The sequence below is a fragment of the Bradyrhizobium sp. CCGUVB1N3 genome, from assembly GCF_024199925.1.
Taxonomy (GTDB): Bacteria; Pseudomonadota; Alphaproteobacteria; order Rhizobiales; family Xanthobacteraceae; genus Bradyrhizobium.
Window position 1 is genome coordinate 2,710,672 of sequence record NZ_JANADR010000001.1, and the last position, 19,810, is coordinate 2,730,481.

A 19,810-nucleotide genomic window follows, 5' to 3' on the forward strand; every position below is an offset into this window, starting at 1 on the left:
AGGACGTGGTTATGCGACGACTCGTGGTTGGCAGCTTAGCGCCACAACTACTCCCTGGGGTTATGGGTCCCGGCCTTCGCCGGGACGACCCGTGAATAGCAGCTCACATCAATCCACCATCTCCGCGACCGCCTTGCCGCAGGCGGTCGTGTCGGCGTTGCCGCCGAGGTCTTTCGTGCGCAGCGTGCGTTCGGCGAGCGTGCGCTCGATGGCGTCGACGATCGACTTGCCGGCTTCCTTCTCGCCGAGATGCTCGAACATCATCGCACCCGACCAGATCATGCCGATCGGATTGGCGATGCCCTGCCCCGCGATATCGGGCGCCGAACCATGGACGGGCTCGAACACCGACGGGAAATTGCGCTCGGGGTTGATGTTGCCCGACGGCGCGATGCCGATGGTGCCGGTGCAGGCGGGGCCGAGATCGGAGAGGATGTCGCCGAACAGGTTCGAGCCGACCACGACGTCGAACCAGTCCGGATGCAGCACGAAGTTCGCGGTCAGGATGTCGATGTGGTACTTGTCCCACTTCACACCCGGAAACTTCTTCGCCATCGCCTCCACGCGCTCGTCCCAATAGGGCATGGTGATGGAGATGCCGTTCGATTTGGTCGCCGATGTCAGGTGCTTCTTCGGCCGCGACTGCGCGAGCTCGAAGGCGAATTTCAGGATACGGTCGACGCCGACGCGGGTCATCACCGTCTGCTGCGTGACGAATTCGCGCTCGGTGTCCGGGAACATGCGGCCGCCGACGGACGAATATTCGCCTTCGGTGTTCTCACGCACCACCCAGAAATCGATATCGCCGGGCTTGCGGTTGGCGAGCGGCGACGGAACGCCCGGCATCAGGCGCACCGGGCGCAGGTTCACATACTGGTCGAACTCGCGGCGGAACTTGATCAGCGAGCCCCACAGCGAGACGTGATCCGGAATCTTTGCCGGCCAACCAACCGCGCCGAAGTAGATCGCGTCGTGCTTGCCGATCTTCTCCTTCCAGTCGTCAGGCATCATCTGGCCATGCTTCTCGTAATAGTCGTAGGACGAGAAGTCGAAATGGTCGAACTGTACGGAGACGCCGTGCTTCTTCGCGGCCGCCTCCAGCACGCGCAGCCCCTCCGGCATTACTTCCTTGCCGATGCCGTCGCCGGGGATCACCGCGATCCGATATTGTTTCTTGCTCATTCTGGTTGTCCTGACTTGAACTGGCCGGGCCGACCATGAGCCCTGGTTGATGGGCCTGCAATGGACCAAACTCGCCGGCAGTGCAACGCTGCACTGCAATGTTGACCGTGGCGCGGACAACCGCCTACTGATTTCATCCCGTTCCCCGACGTCAGCGAGAATTCTCATGGACCTGCATCTGCGTGGCAAGCGCGTCCTGATCACCGGCGCGTCCAAAGGCATCGGCGCGGCCGCCGCCGAAGCGTTCGCCGAGGAAGGCTGCCACCTCCTGCTCGCCGCCCGCAGCGGCGACCAGCTCAAGGCGCTGGCTGACCGTTTGCGCTCGGCGCATCAGATCGACGCGGCAATGAGCATCGTGGACTTGCGCAAAGCTGAAGACGTCGCGCGGCTCGCCAAGGAAGCCGCGGACATCGACATCCTCGTCAACAATGCCGGCGACATTCCCGGCGGCTCCATCGACAAGATCGACGAGGCGACCTGGCGGCACGCCTGGGAGCTGAAAGTGTTCGGCTACATCAACCTCACGCGCATGATCTACGCGCAGATGAAGGCTCGCGGCGGCGGCGTGATCGTCAACGACATCGGCGCGGCCGGCGAGAAATTCGACGCCAACTACATCTGCGGCAGCGCCGGCAATGCGGCGCTGATGGCTTTCACCCGCGCGCTCGGGGGCAAGAGCCTCGCCGACAACATCCGCGTGGTCGGCATCAATCCCGGTCCGGTCGGCACCGACCGCCATGTGACGCTGCTCAAGACTCGCGCAAAGCACCAGTTCGGCGACGAGAGCCGCTACAAGGAATTTCAGAAGGGCCTGCCGCTCGGCCGGCCCGCGCATGCGCGCGAGATCGGCGACCTGATGGCGTTTCTGGCCTCGGACCGCTCCGGTTATACGTCGGGGGTCATCTATACCGTGGATGGCGGGATCAGCGCGGGTTGGGGTTAGCGAACACCAGTCATTCCGGGGCGCTCGAAGAGCGAACTATGGTGCGCAGTTGCGCACCTGAGAATCTCGAGATTCCGGGTTCGGTGCTACGCACCGCCCCGGAATGACGAATGCAAGAACCGGGGAGTTGCTGAGTTGTCAGAGTTGATCCACGAAACCGCATGCGCCGTCGTCGACAAGCTGCGTGCCGGCGACGTCACGCCGCTTGATCTCCTCGACGTCGTGGAGAAGCGCATCGCGGAGGTCGAGGGCAAGGTCAACGCGCTCCCCACGCTGTGCTTCGATCGCGCGCGGACAGGCGCCAGGGCGCTGATGCAGAAGCCGGCCGCCGAGCGCGGGCTGCTTGCAGGCCTGCCAGTACCGATCAAGGATCTGACCGACGTTGCCGGCGTGCTGAACACGCAGGGCTCGCCGATCTTCAAGGACAATATCCCGGCGCGATCGGACCTTCTGGTCGAACATCTCGAAGCCAACGGCGCGGTCGTCTACGCCAAGTCGAACACGCCGGAATTCGGCGCCGGCGCCAACACGTTCAACGAGGTGTTCGGCGCGACACTCAATCCCTGGGACACGTCGAAGTCCGCGGCCGGCTCCTCCGGCGGCGCGGCGGTCGCGCTTGCCACCGGCATGGCCTGGCTCGCACACGGCTCCGACATGGGCGGCAGCCTGCGCAGCCCCGCGAGCTTCTGCGGCATCGTCGGCATGCGGCCGAGCATCGGCCGTGTCGCGCATACGCCGAAATCGGCGGTTGACCGCAATCTCGGCGTCCAGGGTCCGATGGCCCGCAATGTCGAGGATCTGGCGCTGCTGCTGGATGCGATGAGCGGTGAGCATGCCGCCGATCCGCTCTCGCTGCCCTCGCCTGCGACATCATTTCTGTCGGCTGCGCGTGCCGGCAACAAGCCGAAGCGCGTCGCCTTTTCGCCCGATCTCGGCATCACGCCGGTCGATCCCGAGGTCAAGGCGATCACACGCAAGGCGGCAGAGCGTTTTGCGGAAGCGGGCGTGATCGTGGAAGAGGCGCATCCGGACTGGCGCGAGGCGCATGAATGCTTCCACGTGCTGCGCGCCTTCGATTTCGCCATCAGCAAGGCGAATTTGCTGCGCACGAAGCGCGACCTGCTCAAGCCCGAGGTGATCTGGAATATCGAGGAAGGGCTGAAGCTCACGGTCGAGAGGCTCGAGCGCGCCGAGGCGCAGCGCGTCGCTATGACGGCGCGCGCGATCGAGTTCTTCAAAACCTACGACCTTCTGCTCACGCCCACGACGATCGTGCCGCCATTCCCGATCGAGCACCGCTATGTCGCCGAATGCGCCGGCAAGCGGTTCGACAACTACATCGAGTGGCTCGGCATCGTCTACGCCATCACGCTCGCCTGCTGCCCGTCGCTGTCGCTGCCCTGCGGCTTCACCGCATCGGGCCTCCCGGTCGGCGTGCAGGTCGTGTCCGCCCCGCGCGGCGACGCAACGGTCATCGCCGGCGCAAAGATGTTGGAGGATATTTTGGGCGTGCGTGGGACGACGCCGATTGATCCGCGGGTGAAGAAGTAACGCTTTCGTGCCCTAGACGCAGCGCAGCGCTACTTCGGCGGTGCGCTGCAGAGCCGGGGCCCATCCCTCAGCGATCCAGCCTGCATCCGCCTTGGTCCCGGCTCTACGGCGCAGCGCTGACGCGCTGCACCTTGTCCGGGACACGAGAGAAGCTCACCTCGCCGTCCCCGCTTCCAGGCTCCGGCTGTAGCGCGACATCGCAAAGCAGAAGGCGAAATAGATCGCGGCGATGAAGATGTAGACTTCGACCGAGAACTGTTGCCAGGCGGGATCGATGATCGCGGTCTTGGCTGTCGTCAGCAGGTCGAAGATGCCGATGATCAGGACAAGGCTGGTATCCTTGAAGAAGGCGATGAAGGTGTTGACCAGCGGCGGGATGACGTGGCGGATCGCCTGCGGCAGGACAATCAGCCGCTGCTTGCGCCAGTAGGACAGTCCCAGAGCATCAGCGGCCTCATATTGCCCGCGCGGCACGGCCTGGAGACCGCCGCGGATCACTTCGGCGAGATAGGCGCCGGCGAACAGGATGATCGCGATCTGCGCGCGGAGCAGCTTGTCGATGTTGAAGCCGCCCGGCATGAACAGCGGAAACATCACGCTCGCCATGAAGAGCAGGCTCACCAGCGGCACGCCGCGGATCAACTCGACATAGAGCACGCAGAGCGAGCGGATCGCCGGCAATTTCGAGCGCCGGCCGAGCGCAACCAGGATGCCGAGCGGGAAGCCGAAGGCCAGACCGAACGTCGCCAGGATCAGCGTCACCGGCAATCCGCCCCAGCGGTCCTGCGAGACGAAGGACAGCCCGAGCACGCCGCCCCACATCAGCACGCTGATCAGCGCCAGTGCGGCGATCCAGACATAGGCGAGCTCGCGCCGCCACCACGCGCGACGGGTCGAGACGTAGAACAGCGCGATGAACAGCAGAACCGCGAGCGCCGGCCGCCACTGCTCATCGAAGGGATAGGTACCGAACAGGATGAAGCGGTACTTTTCGGGAATGACGGCCCAGCAGGCACCTAATCCACGCGCCGCGCGGCAGGCGCTGGAGTCATTCGCAGGCGTCAGCCAGACCGCGTTCGCAATGCCCCATTGCACGAAGCTGATCACGCCCTTGGCGAGCACTGCGAAGAGCACGAGCGTGATGATCCCATTCGGGATCGAGGAGAACAGGTTGGCGCGCAGCCAGCGCAGCATGCGGTTGCCGGATTGCGGGCGGCGCATGGCGCGCGGCGATTCCGGAATTTCGGTGATCGCGGTCATGTTCAGCGCTCCACCAGCGCAATCCGCGCATTGTACCAGTTCATGAAGAAGCTGATCGACAGGCTGATGGTCAGGAACACCGCCATGATCAGCGCGATCGCCTCGATCGCCTGCCCGGTCTGGTTCAGCGTGGTGTTGGCGATCGAGACCACGTCCTGATAGCCGATCGCGACCGCAAGCGAGGAGTTCTTGGTGAGGTTCAGATACTGGCTCGTCATCGGCGGCACGATGACGCGCAGCGCTTGCGGCAAAATGATCTGCCTCAGCATGAAGCTGCGGCGCAGACCGAGCGCGTTGGCGGCGTCCCACTGTCCGCGCGGCACCGACTGAATACCGCTGCGCACGATCTCGGCGATGAAGGCCGAAGTGTAGGTGACGAGCGCGATCAGCAGCGCAAAATATTCAGGCGCGAGCGTCAAGCCGCCGACGAAGTTGAAGCCGCGCAGCTCGGGCCACGCGATGGTCCAGCGCACACCGAGCTGCCACGACATCAGCGCCGGCAGCACGACGATGAGGCCGAGCACAAAAGGCCAGGCCGGCCGCGGCCTGCCGTCGCGCATCTGCTGCGCAATCTGAGCTCGCCTTACGACGTAGAAGACGACCGCGCCGATCGCCGCCGTGCCGAACACCCAAAGCTGCCCGTCGCCGATCGGGATCGACGGCAGGATCAGTCCGCGATTGGACAGGAAGATGCCCTCGATCGGCCGCCATGCGGCGCGCGCGGCCGGCAGCGCCTGCATCAGCACGTACCAGAACAGGAGCTGCAACAGCAGCGGGATATCGCGCAGCACCTCGACATAGACGGCGGCGAGCCGCGACAATAGCCAGTTGGTCGACAGTCGCGAGATCCCGATCAGCGTTCCCAGCAGGGTCGCGAGCACGATGCCGATGACGGCGACGCGCAAGGTATTGGCGACACCGACGACGAACGCCCAGAAATACGTGTCCTTCGGGCTGTAGGCGAGCAGGCTGTCGGCGATCGGCATGCCGGCCTCGCGGCCGAGGAACGCAAAGCCGGTCGAGATGCGCCGTGCCGAGAGATTGTGAACGGTGTTGGACCAGAGGAAGGCGATGATGGCGAGGGCAACGCCGACGACGAGGATCTGCCACAGCAGGCCCTTGAGCTGGGGGCCTCCCAGCACGAGCGAGAATGTCCGGCGCGGCGGCGGTCTGGGGCTATCAGTCGTCACAGCACAAAAATCCTCAAAACGCTTTGAAAGCAGCGATTTCCGGCCATGCGCCTCGTCGGCGCGCATCAACTGTTGCACCAATCAATGAAATATGCAACAAATGTTTCATGGCCGAGCCCGCCAAATCCTCGCCGTTGAGCGAAATCTGCAGCGCATTGCCATCGCTCCCGATGCGATTGCAGGAGGTCGGGCGTTTTGTCGCGGCCAATGACTACGACGCCACCACCCGCTCGATGCGCGACCTCGCGGCCGAAGCCGGCGCCGACCCCGCCGCGTTCACGCGGCTTGCCAAGGCGATCGGCTATTCCGGCTGGGACGCGCTGCGCGCTGCGCTGACGGAAGCGCGGCGGCCATCGCAGACATCTCCATTCTCCGGCCGCGCCAAGGGGAGCCGCCACGGTCCGAATTCCGACGTTGCGCTGATCACCGACAAGCTCGAAGCGGAAGCTGCGGGCCTGCCGCGGATCTCGGCCACCTCCGTGGCCGACGCCGCGAAGGCCTTGCACGGCGCAAAGCGCATCTGGATTGCAGGTTTTCGGAGCTGCCGCAGTGTCGCGGAGCTCCTGAACTATGAGCTGCGGCTGTTCCGCGCGGGCGAGGTGCAGATCGTCGGCGGCTCCGGCCCTGACGATCTCGACCTCGGCGCCTTCCGTTCGGGCGACGCGGTCGTGGTGATCGGCTTCATGCCCTACACGGGCGCAAGTGTTCGCGTTGCCCAGGCTGCCTATCGCGCCGGCGCGACGCTAGTCTCGATCGCGGACAGCGTTACCGCACCGATGGCCGAGGGCGCGGACCACGTGCTGCTGTTTGAAGCAGCGTCCTCCCCCGGATTCTTCCCGAGCCTCACCGGTGCGATCGCGATTGCGCAGTCGCTCGCCGCGGTAACGTTCTCGCTCGGCGGCGCGGCTGCGAAGAAACGCCTTCAGGACACCGAGGCGCGATTGACCGCGACCGCCATCTACGTCTCAGAGAAAGGTTGACCCATGAGCAGCCGTACGAGCCGCGTGCTACACCGTTCCTTGCGCGAGACGCCGCCGAAGGCGATCGGCGGCGAAGGCGTTTACTTGATCGCCGAAGACGGACGGCGCGTGCTCGACGCCTCGGGAGGTGCCGCCGTCTCCTGTCTCGGCCATCAGCATCCGCGCGTCATCGCGGCGCTGGCGAAGCAGGCCTCGACGCTGGCCTACGCGCACACGGCGTTCTTCTCCTCCGAGGCGGCGGAGCGGCTTGCCGAAACGTTGGTCGGCCACGAACCCGGCGGGCTCGCCTACGCCTATTTCGTCAGCGGCGGATCGGAGGCGATCGAAGCCAGCATCAAGCTTGCGCGGCAATACTTCATCGAGCGCGGCGAGCCGCAGCGGCAACACTTCATCGCGCGGCGGCAGAGCTATCACGGCAATACGCTGGGCGCACTCGCTGCCGGCGGCAACGCCTGGCGCCGCGAGCCCTATGCGCCGCTCCTGTCCGGCGCCTTCAGCCATGTGACGGCGGCCTTTGCCTATCACGAGAAGCGCGACAACGAGTCCGATGCAGCGTTCGTGGCGCGGCTGGCCGCCGAACTCGAAGCCGAATTCCAGCGGCTCGGTCCCGACACCGTCGCAGCGTTTCTTGCCGAGCCGGTCGTCGGCGCTACCGCCGGCGCCGTCACTGCGCCCGATGGCTACTTCAGGGCGGTGCGCGAGATCTGCAACCGCCATGGCGCGCTGCTCATCCTCGACGAGGTCATGTGCGGCATGGGCCGCACCGGCACCATGCATGCGTGGCAGCAGGAAGGCATCGCGCCCGACATCCAGGCAATCGCCAAGGGTCTCGGCGGCGGCTACCAGCCGATCGGCGCGATGCTCGCGAGCGGAAAGATCATCGACACCATCCGCGCCGGAAGCGGCGCATTCCAGCACGGCCACACGTATCTGGCCCATCCCCTCGCCTGCGCCGCGGCCCTCGCTGTGCAGGAGGTGATCCGCGAGGACGCCCTGCTCGACCAGATCAGGGAGCGCGGGCGTCAGCTCGAGCAGCGGCTGACCGAGCGTTTCGGCAATCATCGCCACATCGGCGATATCAGGGGCCGCGGCCTGTTCTGGGCGATCGAGCTCGTCGCCGATCGCGCGACGCGCACCTCGTTCGATCCGACGCTCAAGCTGCATCAGAAGATCAAGGCGGCCGCCTTCGCCGAGGGGCTCGGCTGCTATCCCGGCGGCGGCACCGTCGATGGCGTCCGCGGCGACCACGTGTTGCTGGCGCCGCCCTACATCGCCTCGGCGAACGAGATCGACCTGATTGTCGACAGGCTCGGCACGGCCGTCGACAACGTGTTGCGTAGTGTCAATCACTGAGGGGAGAGTAGCATGATGAGGAACGTGATTATCGCGGCAGGCTTGCTCGCGGCTTCGAGCAGCGCGGCGTCGGCTGCGACGCTTGACACGGTGAAGAACCGCGGCACGCTGGTGTGCGGCGTCAGCGCCGGCTTTGCCGGCTTCTCCGCGCCGGACTCGCAAGGCAATTACAAAGGCCTCGACGTCGATTATTGCCGCGCGCTCGCCGCCGGCGTGCTGGGCGATCCCAACAAGGTGCGCTATGTCGCGCTGACCGCGCAGAACCGTTTCACCGCGCTGCAATCGGGCGAGATCGACGTGCTCTACCGCAACTCGACGCAGACCTATTTGCGCGGTGTCACGCTGGGCTTGCGGCAGGGACCGATCAACTTCTACGACGGCCAGGGTTTTGTCGTGAAGAAGGATCTCGGCGTGAAGGAGCTGAAGGATCTCAAGGGCGCCACCGTGTGCGTCGCGCAGGGCACCACGCATGAGGTGACGCTCGGTGACTACGGCCGCGCCAACGGCATCGACTGGAAGCCGCTGGTGTTCGACCGCGTCGACACCATGTACCAGACCTTCTTCGGCGGCCGCTGCGATGCCATGACCCAGGATGCCTCGGCGCTTGCCGGCGCGGTCACGACCGCCGCACCGAACCCGGCCGATTACGTCGTGCTGCCGCAGACCATCAGCAAGGAACCGCTCGGGCCCTTCACCCGCAATGGCGACGAAGTCTGGAGCGACATCATCACCTGGCTGCATTACGGGCTGATCGAGGCGGAAGAGCTCGGCGTGACGCAGGCCAATGTCGAGGAGATGGCGAAGTCGCAGACGCCCGCGGTGCAGCGGCTGCTTGGCGCCTCCGGCGATCTCGGCTCGCGGCTTGGGCTGGACAACAAATGGCTGGTCACGGCGATCAAGGCGACCGGTAATTACGGCGAGATCTACGAGCGCAACGTCGGCAAAGGCAGCCCGCTGAAGCTCGAGCGTGGCCTCAACGGCCTCTGGGCCAAGGGCGGCTTGATGTACGCCATTCCGTTCAAGTAACGGCTATGCCCTGTGTCCCGGACGCGCTGCAGCGTGTAACGCTGATGCGCAGAGCCGGGACCCAGCAGCCACAAATGGGCCCCGGCTCAGCAGCGCAATACTGCGTATTGCGCTGCTGAGCCGGGGCACGAGACCTTAGCCAGGCAGCCACCTTCGATGATGACGCCCCCTCGCATCACACTGATCCACGCGCTCAAGCATTCCATCGCCCCGATCGAAACGGCGTTCGCGCGCCTGTGGCCGGAAGCGCGGCTGATGAACCTGCTCGACGACAGCCTGTCGGCGGATCTGGCGCGCGACGGCGCGCTCACCGACGCCATGACCGACCGCTTCCTCGCGCTCGGCGAGTACGCCGTCGCGACCGGGGCTGACGCGATCCTGTTCACCTGCTCGGCCTTCGGGCCTTGCATCGAGGCGGTGGCGCGTGCGCATGCGCCGATGCCGGTCCTGAAACCGAACGAAGCGATGATCGAGCAGGCGGCAACGATGGGCCGGAAAATCGGCCTGCTCTCGACCTTCCCGCCGACGCTGCAATCGATGCCGCCGGAGTTTCCAGCCTCTGTCGAGATCGTTCCGAAGCTCGCCGAAGGCGCGCTCGCCGCGCTCGATCGCGGCGACCGCGCGACGCACGATCGGCTGATTGCGGAAGCCTCGAAAGACCTGCGCGACTGCGACGTGATCGCGCTCGCGCAGTTCAGTATCGCAGCCACCGCGCCGCTGGTCGCGGATGCAACCGGCAGGCCGGTGGTGACGACGCCTGATAGCGCCGTGCTGAAACTGATGAAGCTATTATCGGTGAAGCGCTAGCCCGCCGCGGCGGCGGGCTTCCTTGATCGCGGCATCGAGAGCGAGCTTGGTCTCGGCCACGAAATCCTCGACCAGCTCCTCGCGCGTGGTGTGCGCCGACCGGCCGGTGAGCATGCCCTGCTCGGCCAGCATCACCACACCGTGCAGCGCGGCCCAGATCTTCAGCGCATGCCGCTCACGCAAATAGCCGACGGCCGGCACCTCCAGCGCCTCGATCACCAGCGCGAAGGTCTCGTTTGTCGCTGCGTGCAGCTCGCTCCCCGCGTCCGCGCAGGAGGCGATGCGCGAGGCGAACATCAGCCGGTAGATGCCGTTGCGACGCAGGCCGAAATCCAGTGTGGCCTGGGCGAGCCGTGAAAGCTTCGACTGCTTCGATGGCTTTGCCATGGCCTCGCGCAGCACAGCGGTGAATTGCCGGAAGGCTTCCGCCGTCACCGCGGCGAGCAATGCCTCGCGGTCAGCGAAATGACGATACGGCGCAGGTTGGGAGACGCCGAGTTCCTTGGCCAGCGCCTTGATGCTGATCGCCTCCGCCCCGCCCTGCTCGGCCTCACGCAAGGCGGCCTTGATCAGGGCGTCGCGAAGATCGCCATGGTGATAGGCGTTTTGCGGCTTGCGGGCGAGTTGTGTCGGCATGTTGAGCGAAAACCTATAAGTTTGCGCTTGACAGGGGAAGCCCGTCCGCAATGTAATATACTATAACTTAACTTCGCGGTGAACGCCGCGGACAAAAATCAATTGAGGAACACGCCCGGCCCCGCGAGGGGCCCGCATGCGCATGACCGAGGGAGCTTAAATGGCAGAACGGCTGAGAGTTCACGTCGATCCCGACAAGTGCCAGGGCCACGCCCGCTGCAAGGCGCTGGCACCGGAACTGTTCGAGCTCGACGAATACGGCAATGCGCACGAGGTCGGCGACGGCACGGTGCCTACCGGCCTGGAAGACAAGGCCTGGCTTGCCAAATCCAACTGCCCGGAAATCGCGATCGAAGTAACCGAGGAATAGCGCGTCGTTGCGCTCGTTCCTGCGTTCTTCCGTGAACACAAGCCCCGAGGATCCAGAGATGTCCGACGTCAGCCAACCCGCCGCCCATCCGCCCGTCACCGATTGGCTCCACGATTTCGACCACACCGATCCGCACTGGACGGAAGATCCCTTCCCGATCTGGGACCAGATGCGTGCTGCAAGTCCCGTCGTGCACACCGAGCGCTTTCTCGGCTGCTATCTGCCGACGACCTACGAAGCGGTGCGGCAGATCGCCAACGACACCGAAAGCTTCTCCTCACGCCGCATCATCGTTCGCGATGAGCGGCCCGAAGTCGCCAAGAACGCGGCGCCGCCGATCACCTCCGATCCGCCGGACCACAAGCCGGCCAAGCAATTGCTGCTGCCGCCGTTCACGCCGGATGCGATGAAGAAGCTCGAGCCGCGCGTCCGCGCCATCTGCAACGAGCTGATCGACGAATTCATCGCCGACGGCAAGGTCGATGCGGCCGCACGCTACACCAAGCACGTCCCGGTGCGCGCGATCGCCCACATGCTCGGCATCCCCGAGAGCGACGGCGACCTCTTCATCAAGTGGATCCACATGATCCTCGAGCTGAGCATCAAGAACGAGATGATGCTGAAGCAGGCGGCCGAGGAGATGACCAATTATTTCGCCGGTCATGTCGAAGCGCGCAGGAAGACGCCCGGCGACGACCTGATCTCCTATCTCCTCAACGCCCGTGACAAGAACGGGCAACCGCTCGAGGACTCTCACATCTACGGCTCGCTGCGGCTGCTCCTGATCGCCGGCATCGACACCACCTGGAGCGCGATCGGCTCCTCGCTCTGGCACCTCGCGAAAACGCCCGCGGACCGCGAGCGCCTGATCGCCGAACCCGAGTTGATGCCGATCGCCGTCGAGGAGCTCTTGCGTGCCTATTCGCCGGTGACGATGGCGCGCGAGGTGGTGAAGGAGACGACCATCTCCGGCTGCCCCGTCAAGCCTGGCAACATGGTGCTGCTGTCCTTCCCCGCCGCCAACCGCGACCCCAGGATGTTCCCCGATGCCGACAAGGTCGTGCTCGACCGCCGGGAGAACCGCCATGCCGCCTTCGGCCTCGGCATTCACCGCTGCGTCGGTTCCAACCTGGCGCGGATGGAGATGCAGGTCGCGATTGAGGAATGGTTGAAGCGAATCCCGGACTTCCGGCTCGACCCGGCGGGTACCGTGACCTGGTCGCAAGGGACCGTGCGCGGCCCTCGCCAGTTGCCATTTCTGCTTGGAAAGGCCATGTAGCTTCCAGACAGAAAATGTTCTGGGAGGCCGGTGATGACTGACCAAGCAATCAAGCCGGCCTCCGAACATTTCGACATTGCCGACGCCGAACGCCGCATCAAGGCGATCTTCATTGGCTCGATCGGCAATCTCGTCGAATGGTATGATTTTTACGCCTATACGGCGTTTGCGCTGTACTTCGCGCCGGCGTTCTTCCCTGGCGAGGATCCTGTCGTCCAGCAACTCAACGTCGCCGTCGTGTTCGCGGCGACCTTCCTGATGCGCCCCCTGGGCGGCTGGTTCTTCGGCCATCTCGCCGATCATTTCGGGCGCCGGATCTCGCTGACGCTCTCCGTCGTCTTCATGTGCTTCGGCTCGCTGATCATCGCGGTGACGCCAACATATGCCTCGATCGGTCTTGCCGCCCCGGCCATCCTGGCCATCGCGCGCGTGATCGAGGGCTTGAGTCTCGGCGGCGAATATGGCGCCAGCGCCACCTACTTGAGCGAGGTCGCCGATCCCAGGCATCGCGGCTTCTATTCGAGCTTTCAGTACGTCACGCTGATCGGCGGGCAGCTCACCGCGATCATCGTGCTGCTGCTCTTGCAAAAAGTGTTCCTCACGCCCGAGGAGCTGAAGGCCTGGGGCTGGCGCATTCCGTTTGCGATCGGTGCGATGCTGGCGATCTTCGCCGCGGTGATGCGGCGCGGCCTGCATGAGACCGAAGCGTTCGAAGAAGCCAAGAAGGTGGTGAAGCCGACCGGCTCGATCGCCAACCTTCTGAAATATCCGCGGGAGCTGTTGCTTGTGGTGGGCCTCACGGCCGGCGGCACCGCGGCATTCTACACCTTCACCACCTACATGCAGACCTTCGTCAAGCTCTCGGTCGGGCTGACCGAGGACCAGACCACCTTCGTGATCTTCGGCACGTTGATCTTCGCGACCATCCTGCAACCGATCTATGGTGCGATCTCCGACAGGATCGGGCGCAAGCCGCTGCTGATCTTCTTCGGCGTCGCCGGCACACTCGCAACCGTCCCGCTGCTGATGACGCTGAAGGAGACGAAATCGCCCTTTATGGCGTTCGTGCTGATCTGCTGCGCCTGGCTGTTCGTCGCCGGCTACACCTCGATCAACGCGGTGGTGAAGGCCGAGCTGTTCCCCACCAACGTTCGCGCGCTCGGCGTGGGACTACCCTATGCAATCACGGTGTCCCTGTTCGGCGGCACGGCGCCGGCGATCGCGCTCTATTTCAAGACCATCGGGCACGAGGACTGGTTCTACTACTATCTCAGCGGCATCATCTGCCTCTCGCTGATCATCTATGCTACGATGCGCGACACCAAGCATGCTTCCGCGATGCATCGTCACGAGTAGACGCCACGAGTGGACGCCACGAGTAAACCATGGCTGACGAGAACGAGCCGCCGCCCGAAAGCAAGCTGACGCGGACCAAGGAGAAATGGGCGCGCGAGGGCCGGTTCCTCACCGGCAGGATCACGCGCCCGGAAGACCAGCGCCTGCCGCCCGGGCAGCATCTGACCAAGGATTGGCCCGTGCTCGATCTGGGCCTCACACCGGAAATTTCGCGGGAACGCTGGCGGCTCGACGTTTACGGCGCGATCGAGAACCCGGTGTTCTGGACGTTTGCGGAATTCACGGCGCAGAAACAGGCGCAATTCACCTCCGACATCCATTGCGTGACGACCTGGTCGCGCTACGACAATCAGTGGGTGGGCCTTGCGACGCGCGAGCTGCTTGCGGCCTGCCAGCCGCACGATGATGCTCGCTTCGTCGTGCTGCATTCCTATGACGGCTACACCACCAATCTGTCGGTGGAGGATTTCGCCACTGACGACGCCCTGCTCGCCCATAGCTGGTCGGGCCAGCCGCTGTCCGAGGAACATGGCGGTCCGGTGCGACTGGTCGTGCCGCATCTCTATTTCTGGAAGAGCGCCAAATGGCTCCAGGCGATCGAGTTTCTGACCGAAGATGCGCCCGGCTATTGGGAAGTCCGCGGCTATCATAACCGCGGCGATCCCTGGGTCGAAGAGCGCTATTCCGGCGACTGACACTCACGCACAACGAGAAGGCCTATGCCGATGGAACGCTTTCAATTCACGGGCGAAGGCGGCCATCTGCTAGCGGCCGCGCTGGAATTGCCGGAGGGCGAGCCCGCAGCCTACGCGCTGTTTGCGCATTGCTTCACCTGCGGCAAGGACGTGCTGGCCGCGCGCCGCATCGCGGTCGCGCTCGCAGCCAAAGGCATCGCCGTGCTGCGCTTCGATTTCACCGGGCTTGGCTCCAGCGAGGGCGATTTCGCCAACTCCACCTTCTCCTCCAACGTCGCCGATCTCGTCCACGCGGCCGACCATCTGCGCGCAACACGCAAGGCGCCGGCGATCCTGATCGGCCACAGCCTCGGCGGCGCTGCGATCCTGGCGGCAGCCGGAAAGATTCCGGAAGCCAAGGCGGTGGTGACGGTTGCTGCGCCATCGGACCCTGCGCACGTCACCGGGCTGTTCAGGGAGCACCTGAGCAACATCCGCACGCAGGGCGAGGTCGAGGTGTCGCTCGCGGGGCGGCCCTTCCGCATCAGGCGCGAATTCCTCGACGACATCGTCGAGCACGAGCTGATTAAGGATATCACGACCCTGCACAAGGCGCTGCTGGTGATGCATTCGCCGGTCGACGATACCGTCGGCATCGACAATGCGACCAAGATCTTCGTCTCGGCGAAACATCCGAAGAGCTTCGTTTCGCTCGATCACGCTGATCATCTGCTCAGCAAGACGAGCGACGCCGTTTATGCCGCCGATGTCATTGCAGCCTGGGCGAGCCGCTATGTCGAAGCGGCAAGACCTGCAAAAGTGGCCGATCTCCCTGAAGCGCCGCGCCAGGTCGTGGTGCAGGAGACCCACAAGAGTAAGTTCAACCAGTTGATCTCCGTCGGTCCGCACCGGCTGGTGGCCGACGAGCCGGTTGCCGCCGGCGGCGAGGACGCCGGCCCCAGCCCCTATGATTTCCTGCTCGCTGGCCTCGGCGCCTGCACCTCCATGACCATGCGGCTCTATGCCGACCGCAAATCGCTGCCGCTCGATCGCGTCACCGTGACGCTGAAGCATTCCAAGATCCACGCGAAAGATTGCGAGGAGTGCGAGACCAGCGAGGGCATGCTCGACCAGATCGACCGCGTGATCGCAATGGACGGCGCGCTCGACGCCGAGCAGCGCAAGAAATTGATGGAGATCGCCGATAAATGCCCGGTGCACCGCACGCTGACGTCGGAGATCAGGATCGTGACGAAAGCCGCGGAATAGTTGCTCTTCCTTCTCCCCTTGTGGGAGAAGGTGGCGCGAAGCGCCGGATGAGGGGTCTCGATCTATGCATCAAACCGCAAGAGAATGACTCGCGGAGAGAACCCCTCACCCGGCTTCGATGCGTAGCATCGAAGCCACCCTCCCCCACAAGGGGCGAGGGTGCAGCGTCATGCTGGGCGACTTGACGCGGTTTCCGCTGCCGACTTCAGCGGCTCAACGCGAAGCAGCCCACGCAGGCCCGCGGCGGTGCCGAGCAGAATGCCGCTGACCGCAACGAACGATGCCAGCGCCAGCGTCGAGAGGCCGGTCAGCCCCTGCCCGATCGAGCAGCCGAAGGCCATCACGCCGCCGATGCCCATGAGCGCCGCGCCACCCGCCGAGCGCAGCATGTGGCGCGGCGATGAATAGCCTTCGAGATGGAAGCGGCCCGTTGCAAGAGCCGTGACGAGGCTGCCGGCGAACACGCCGGCGACCGTGGCGATGCCGAAATTGAGCGTCAGGCCGGTCGAGAGCATGGCGTATTGCAGCGCGTCTGCAATCGGCGCGATGAAGGTCAGCGAGGTCACCGGCACCGGGTTGAAGTCATCAGCGCCGAGGAAGCCGGTGACGTACCAGCCGCCGGCGACCAGGAGACCGACGATCGCGCCTGCCGCAATCTGGCCCGGCGAGCGGCGGAACGCCGCGTGGGCGAACGCGAACAGCACCAGCGCGGCCACAATCACGACAGCGGCGAACGTGCGCGAGGCGGCTTCGCCAAGGCCAAATGCGGAGAGCAGCGCCGGCAGCGAATTCGCGCCCACGGTGGTCTGCGAGGCCTGCACCAGCGCGATGCGGGCCGGCGCGATCAGGCCTTTCAGCGTCATCTGCGCCGCGATCGCCAGCACGATCACGACGACGAAGGAGCGCAGATTGCCGCGACCGAGCAGCACCAGCGCGCGTGAGCCGCAACCGTTCGACAGCACCATGCCATAGCCGAACAGGAGCCCGCCGAGGAACAGCACCGGCGCCGAGAATGTCTGTTGCAGATAGATCGACTTGCCGAGATCGACTGTGCCGCTTCCGGCGAGAAACTGGCTCGCGGCGATCGCGACCGCGATCGCCAGCGCATAGGTGCGGACCAGCCGGCCGTCGCCATCTGCGAGGTATCCGCGCATGCTGCTCATCAGGCAGAAGCCGCTGAGCAGGCCGACGGCGCCGTAGACGAGCCCGATGGCAAGGCCAGCAAGGATGACGAGTTGGGCGGATTCCATCGGTTGCTCTCAGAACTCTCGCCATTCGCCATCATTGCTAGCGGAGCGAAGCAATCCAGTCTGTCTCCGCGGATGCATTTCTGGATTGCTTCGCTGTGCTCGCAATGACGAGTTTCAAGGCTTCAGGATCACGCGATCGCGCGAGGAGCCGGCGACGGCAACGTACGCCTCTCTAGCACGCTCGAGCGAATAGATTGCGCTTTCCTTGATCGGGAACGGCTTCAGGTGGCCGCTGGCAAAGCCAGGGCCGAGATCGCGCAGCACCGCGCCGGTTGCGGCCGACGACAGGCCGAGCGTGTCGATGCCGACATAGGTGTGCTGGCCGCGATAGAATTCGAGGATATCGAACTGCACGATGCGATCGATCGCCGCGATGAGGATCTGGCGGCCGCGCAGGGCAAGCGACTTGTGCGCGGCCTCGAAGTAGGGATCGCCGACCGTGTTGAAGACGATATCGGCGCCCTTGCCACCGGTGACCTCGCGCACGCGCGTGGCGACGTCGGTGGCGGAGGCGTCGATCACCTCGACGGGCGCGTTGGTATGGCCTTCATAGGCTTCCGCCTTGCGCACCACGCCGATGACGCGCGCGCCCTGCCAGGTCGCGATCTGCACTGCAGCCTGGCCGACCTTGCCGTTGACGCCCATCACCAGCACGGTCTCGCCGCTCCTCGGCAGGCCGGCACGACGAAAGCCTTCCATCGCGGTGACGAAGGGCACGCCGATGCCGGCGGCCTCCTCCCAGGACAGCGCCTTCGGCTTCTCGACCACCGCCTCAAGCTCGACGACGAGATGCGTGGCATGGGTGCCGTCGCGGCGGATGCCGAGATCGCCGGAGGAGCCGAACACCTCCCGGCCGATCGTACCGGCCGGGCCGTCGATCACCACGCCGGCATAATCACGGCCCGGCGTGCGCGGGAACACGGCATAAGGCATCAGCCCAGTCGCAGCTTTCACGTCGGACGGATTGACGGCGGCGGCCTTCACCTCGATCAGGACGTCATTGGCGCCACGAGCGAGCGTGTGATGCTCGACGCGAGGCGCAACCGCCGCCGCGTTCACGGCCTTGGCATCAAGGCGCACGCAGCGCGCGTCGACGGTTTTGGATGGCGTAGATTGGGCGACAGACATGGAGATACCCGCGACTTCTCAAGGCCTTGTCGCCGTTCGAAGCAGCCATGTCAATTGCAGCGAGCACCCTGCCTCCCCTCATCCTGAGGAGCCGCGAAGCGGCGTCTCGAAGGATGAAGGCCCCCGCTGCGGCAGCCGGGCCTTCATGGTTCGAGACGCGCCTTCGGCGCTCCTCACCATGAGGGGTGAGAGCTAGTCTTTCGGCCGCTTGTCGTAGAGACGCTTGGCCTTGCCGAGCGACCGTTCCAGCGTGGCCGGCGCGACCGCCCGCACCTTTGCCGTGATGCCGATCGTGTTCTTGATGTGGGTCGATATCCGCTCGGCGTGGTCGACGAGCCCGCGGCCGTCCCAACTCTCGGGACGCGCCTCCGCGATGATGGTCAGTTCGTCCATCCGGCCCTCGCGGGTCAATTCCATGATGAAATGACCTCCGCACCACTCCGTCGCGAGCAGCACTTCCTCGATCTGGGTCGGGAAGAGGTTGACGCCGCGCAGGATGATCATGTCGTCCGAGCGCCCGGTCACCTTCTCCATCCGCCGCATTCCGGGACGAGCCGTGCCCGGTAACAGCCGCGTCAGATCGCGGGTGCGATAGCGGATCACCGGGAAGGCCTCCTTGGTGAGCGAGGTGAAGACCAGCTCGCCCTTCTCACCATCGCGCAGCACCGCGCCGGTCTCGGGATCGATCACCTCGGGGTAGAAGTGATCCTCCCAGATGTGCAGGCCGTCCTTGGTCTCGATGCATTCCTGCGCGACGCCCGGACCGATCACTTCGGACAGGCCATAGATGTCGGTCGCATCCATGTCGAAGGCCTCTTCGATCTCGCCGCGCATCGCGTTGGTCCAGGGCTCGGCGCCAAAAATGCCGACCTTGAGCGAGCATTGCCTGGGATCGAGCTTCTGGCGCTTGAACTCGTCGAGGATCGCCAACATGTAGCTCGGCGTCACCGTGATGATGTCGGGCCGGAAATCGTTGATGAGCTGCACCTGCCGTTCAGTCATGCCGCCGGAAATCGGCACCACGGTGCAGCCGAGCTTTTCCGCGCCGTAATGCACGCCGAGGCCGCCGGTGAAGAGGCCATAGCCATAGGCGTTGTGGATGATCATGCCCGTACGACCGCCGGCGGCGCGGATCGAGCGCGCCATCACCTCCGACCACGTCTCGATATCCGCTCTCGTGTAGCCGACGACGATCGGCTTGCCCGTCGTGCCGGAAGAGGCGTGCACGCGTACGAGTTTTTCGCGAGGGACCGCAAACATGTTGAAGGGATAGTTGTCGCGCAGATCCGTCTTCACCGTGAACGGAAACTTTGCGAGATCAGACAGCTCTTTGAAATCGGACGGATGCACCCCGGCCTTGTCGAACGCTTTGCGATACTGCGCGACGTTGTCGTAGGCGTGCTTCAGCGACCAGGCCAGGCGCTGCGTCTGCAACGCCATGATCTCATCGCGCGAGGCGCGCTCATGCGCGTCCATCTCGGCACTATAGGCGTTGCCACCTGCCTTCAGCCTGGTCAGAGCCATCCTCGTTTCCCCACATCATTTGTTTGTTCTTG

General features: G+C 64.8%; 18 protein-coding genes. 11 read left to right on the forward strand and 7 right to left on the reverse strand.

Features of this window, described 5'->3' with window-relative positions; translation table 11 throughout:
* Positions 1-108: 108 nt before the first annotated feature.
* Positions 109-1,182: a tartrate dehydrogenase gene (locus NLM33_RS12820; protein WP_254096403.1), complete on the reverse strand. Its 1,074-nt coding sequence runs from the start codon at positions 1,180-1,182 to the stop codon at positions 109-111.
* Positions 1,183-1,348: 166 nt separating this feature from the next.
* Here NLM33_RS12820 and NLM33_RS12825 point away from each other — a divergent pair, with 166 nt between their 5' ends.
* Together NLM33_RS12825 and NLM33_RS12830 are read left to right on the forward strand one after the other, a co-directional pair.
* Positions 1,349-2,125 (forward strand): SDR family oxidoreductase, encoded by a 777-nt coding sequence (locus NLM33_RS12825; protein WP_254096404.1) that lies wholly within the window; start codon positions 1,349-1,351, stop codon positions 2,123-2,125.
* Between the two features lie 135 nt (positions 2,126-2,260).
* A complete protein-coding gene (locus NLM33_RS12830) occupies positions 2,261-3,676 on the forward strand; it encodes an amidase (RefSeq protein ID WP_254096405.1) in 1,416 nt (471 codons plus the stop codon).
* Between the two features lie 153 nt (positions 3,677-3,829).
* Here the strand turns inward: NLM33_RS12830 and NLM33_RS12835 are convergent, their stop codons facing one another.
* Both NLM33_RS12835 and NLM33_RS12840 read right to left on the reverse strand, forming a co-directional pair.
* Positions 3,830-4,936, reverse strand: coding sequence for an amino acid ABC transporter permease (locus tag NLM33_RS12835; RefSeq protein WP_254096406.1), 1,107 nt, complete (start codon positions 4,934-4,936; stop codon positions 3,830-3,832).
* Positions 4,937-4,938: 2 nt separating this feature from the next.
* Complete coding sequence (locus NLM33_RS12840; protein WP_254096407.1) at positions 4,939-6,126, reverse strand: amino acid ABC transporter permease; 1,188 nt, start codon at positions 6,124-6,126, stop codon at positions 4,939-4,941.
* Between the two features lie 107 nt (positions 6,127-6,233).
* Here NLM33_RS12840 and NLM33_RS12845 point away from each other — a divergent pair, with 107 nt between their 5' ends.
* From NLM33_RS12845 to NLM33_RS12860, 4 genes are all read left to right on the forward strand, one after another.
* Complete coding sequence (locus tag NLM33_RS12845; RefSeq protein ID WP_254096408.1) at positions 6,234-7,106, forward strand: MurR/RpiR family transcriptional regulator; 873 nt, start codon at positions 6,234-6,236, stop codon at positions 7,104-7,106.
* A gap of 3 nt (positions 7,107-7,109) precedes the next feature.
* Positions 7,110-8,459, forward strand: a complete 1,350-nt coding sequence (locus NLM33_RS12850; protein WP_254096409.1) for an aspartate aminotransferase family protein — start codon at positions 7,110-7,112, stop codon at positions 8,457-8,459.
* A 12-nt stretch (positions 8,460-8,471) separates the two neighbouring features.
* Positions 8,472-9,485, forward strand: a complete 1,014-nt coding sequence (locus NLM33_RS12855; protein WP_254096410.1) for an amino acid ABC transporter substrate-binding protein — start codon at positions 8,472-8,474, stop codon at positions 9,483-9,485.
* 156 nt (positions 9,486-9,641) lie between these two features.
* Positions 9,642-10,292, forward strand: coding sequence for an aspartate/glutamate racemase family protein (locus tag NLM33_RS12860; RefSeq protein ID WP_254096411.1), 651 nt, complete (start codon positions 9,642-9,644; stop codon positions 10,290-10,292).
* Here NLM33_RS12860 and NLM33_RS12865 read toward each other — a convergent pair.
* Positions 10,275-10,928 carry a TetR/AcrR family transcriptional regulator gene (locus NLM33_RS12865; protein WP_254096412.1) on the reverse strand — a complete coding sequence of 218 codons (654 nt, stop codon included), beginning with the start codon at positions 10,926-10,928 and terminating at the stop codon, positions 10,275-10,277. The two genes, NLM33_RS12860 and NLM33_RS12865, sit on opposite strands and share 18 nt — an antisense overlap.
* A gap of 160 nt (positions 10,929-11,088) precedes the next feature.
* On the opposite strand from NLM33_RS12865, the gene NLM33_RS12870 reads away from it, so the two are divergent.
* From NLM33_RS12870 to NLM33_RS12890, 5 genes are read left to right on the forward strand one after another with little or no spacing between them, the layout of a single operon-like run.
* On the forward strand, positions 11,089-11,298 hold the full coding sequence (locus NLM33_RS12870) for a ferredoxin (protein WP_254096413.1): 210 nt from the start codon (positions 11,089-11,091) through the stop codon (positions 11,296-11,298).
* Between the two features lie 58 nt (positions 11,299-11,356).
* Complete coding sequence (locus tag NLM33_RS12875; protein WP_254096414.1) at positions 11,357-12,577, forward strand: cytochrome P450; 1,221 nt, start codon at positions 11,357-11,359, stop codon at positions 12,575-12,577.
* Positions 12,578-12,610: 33 nt separating this feature from the next.
* Complete coding sequence (locus NLM33_RS12880) at positions 12,611-13,933, forward strand: MFS transporter (protein ID WP_254096415.1); 1,323 nt, start codon at positions 12,611-12,613, stop codon at positions 13,931-13,933.
* 29 nt (positions 13,934-13,962) lie between these two features.
* On the forward strand, positions 13,963-14,628 hold the full coding sequence (locus tag NLM33_RS12885) for a sulfite oxidase-like oxidoreductase (protein WP_254096416.1): 666 nt from the start codon (positions 13,963-13,965) through the stop codon (positions 14,626-14,628).
* Between the two features lie 24 nt (positions 14,629-14,652).
* Positions 14,653-15,876, forward strand: a complete 1,224-nt coding sequence (locus NLM33_RS12890) for a bifunctional alpha/beta hydrolase/OsmC family protein (RefSeq protein WP_254096417.1) — start codon at positions 14,653-14,655, stop codon at positions 15,874-15,876.
* A gap of 167 nt (positions 15,877-16,043) precedes the next feature.
* On the opposite strand, the gene NLM33_RS12895 is transcribed toward NLM33_RS12890, so the two are convergent.
* The 3 genes from NLM33_RS12895 to paaK form a co-directional block, all read right to left on the reverse strand.
* Positions 16,044-17,126 carry a YeeE/YedE family protein gene (locus NLM33_RS12895; protein ID WP_254096418.1) on the reverse strand — a complete coding sequence of 361 codons (1,083 nt, stop codon included), beginning with the start codon at positions 17,124-17,126 and terminating at the stop codon, positions 16,044-16,046.
* A 114-nt stretch (positions 17,127-17,240) separates the two neighbouring features.
* Positions 17,241-18,254, reverse strand: a complete 1,014-nt coding sequence (locus NLM33_RS12900; RefSeq protein ID WP_254096419.1) for a zinc-binding alcohol dehydrogenase family protein — start codon at positions 18,252-18,254, stop codon at positions 17,241-17,243.
* 192 nt (positions 18,255-18,446) lie between these two features.
* Positions 18,447-19,778: a phenylacetate--CoA ligase PaaK gene (gene paaK / locus NLM33_RS12905; RefSeq protein WP_254096420.1), complete on the reverse strand. Its 1,332-nt coding sequence runs from the start codon at positions 19,776-19,778 to the stop codon at positions 18,447-18,449.
* Positions 19,779-19,810: the final 32 nt, after the last annotated feature.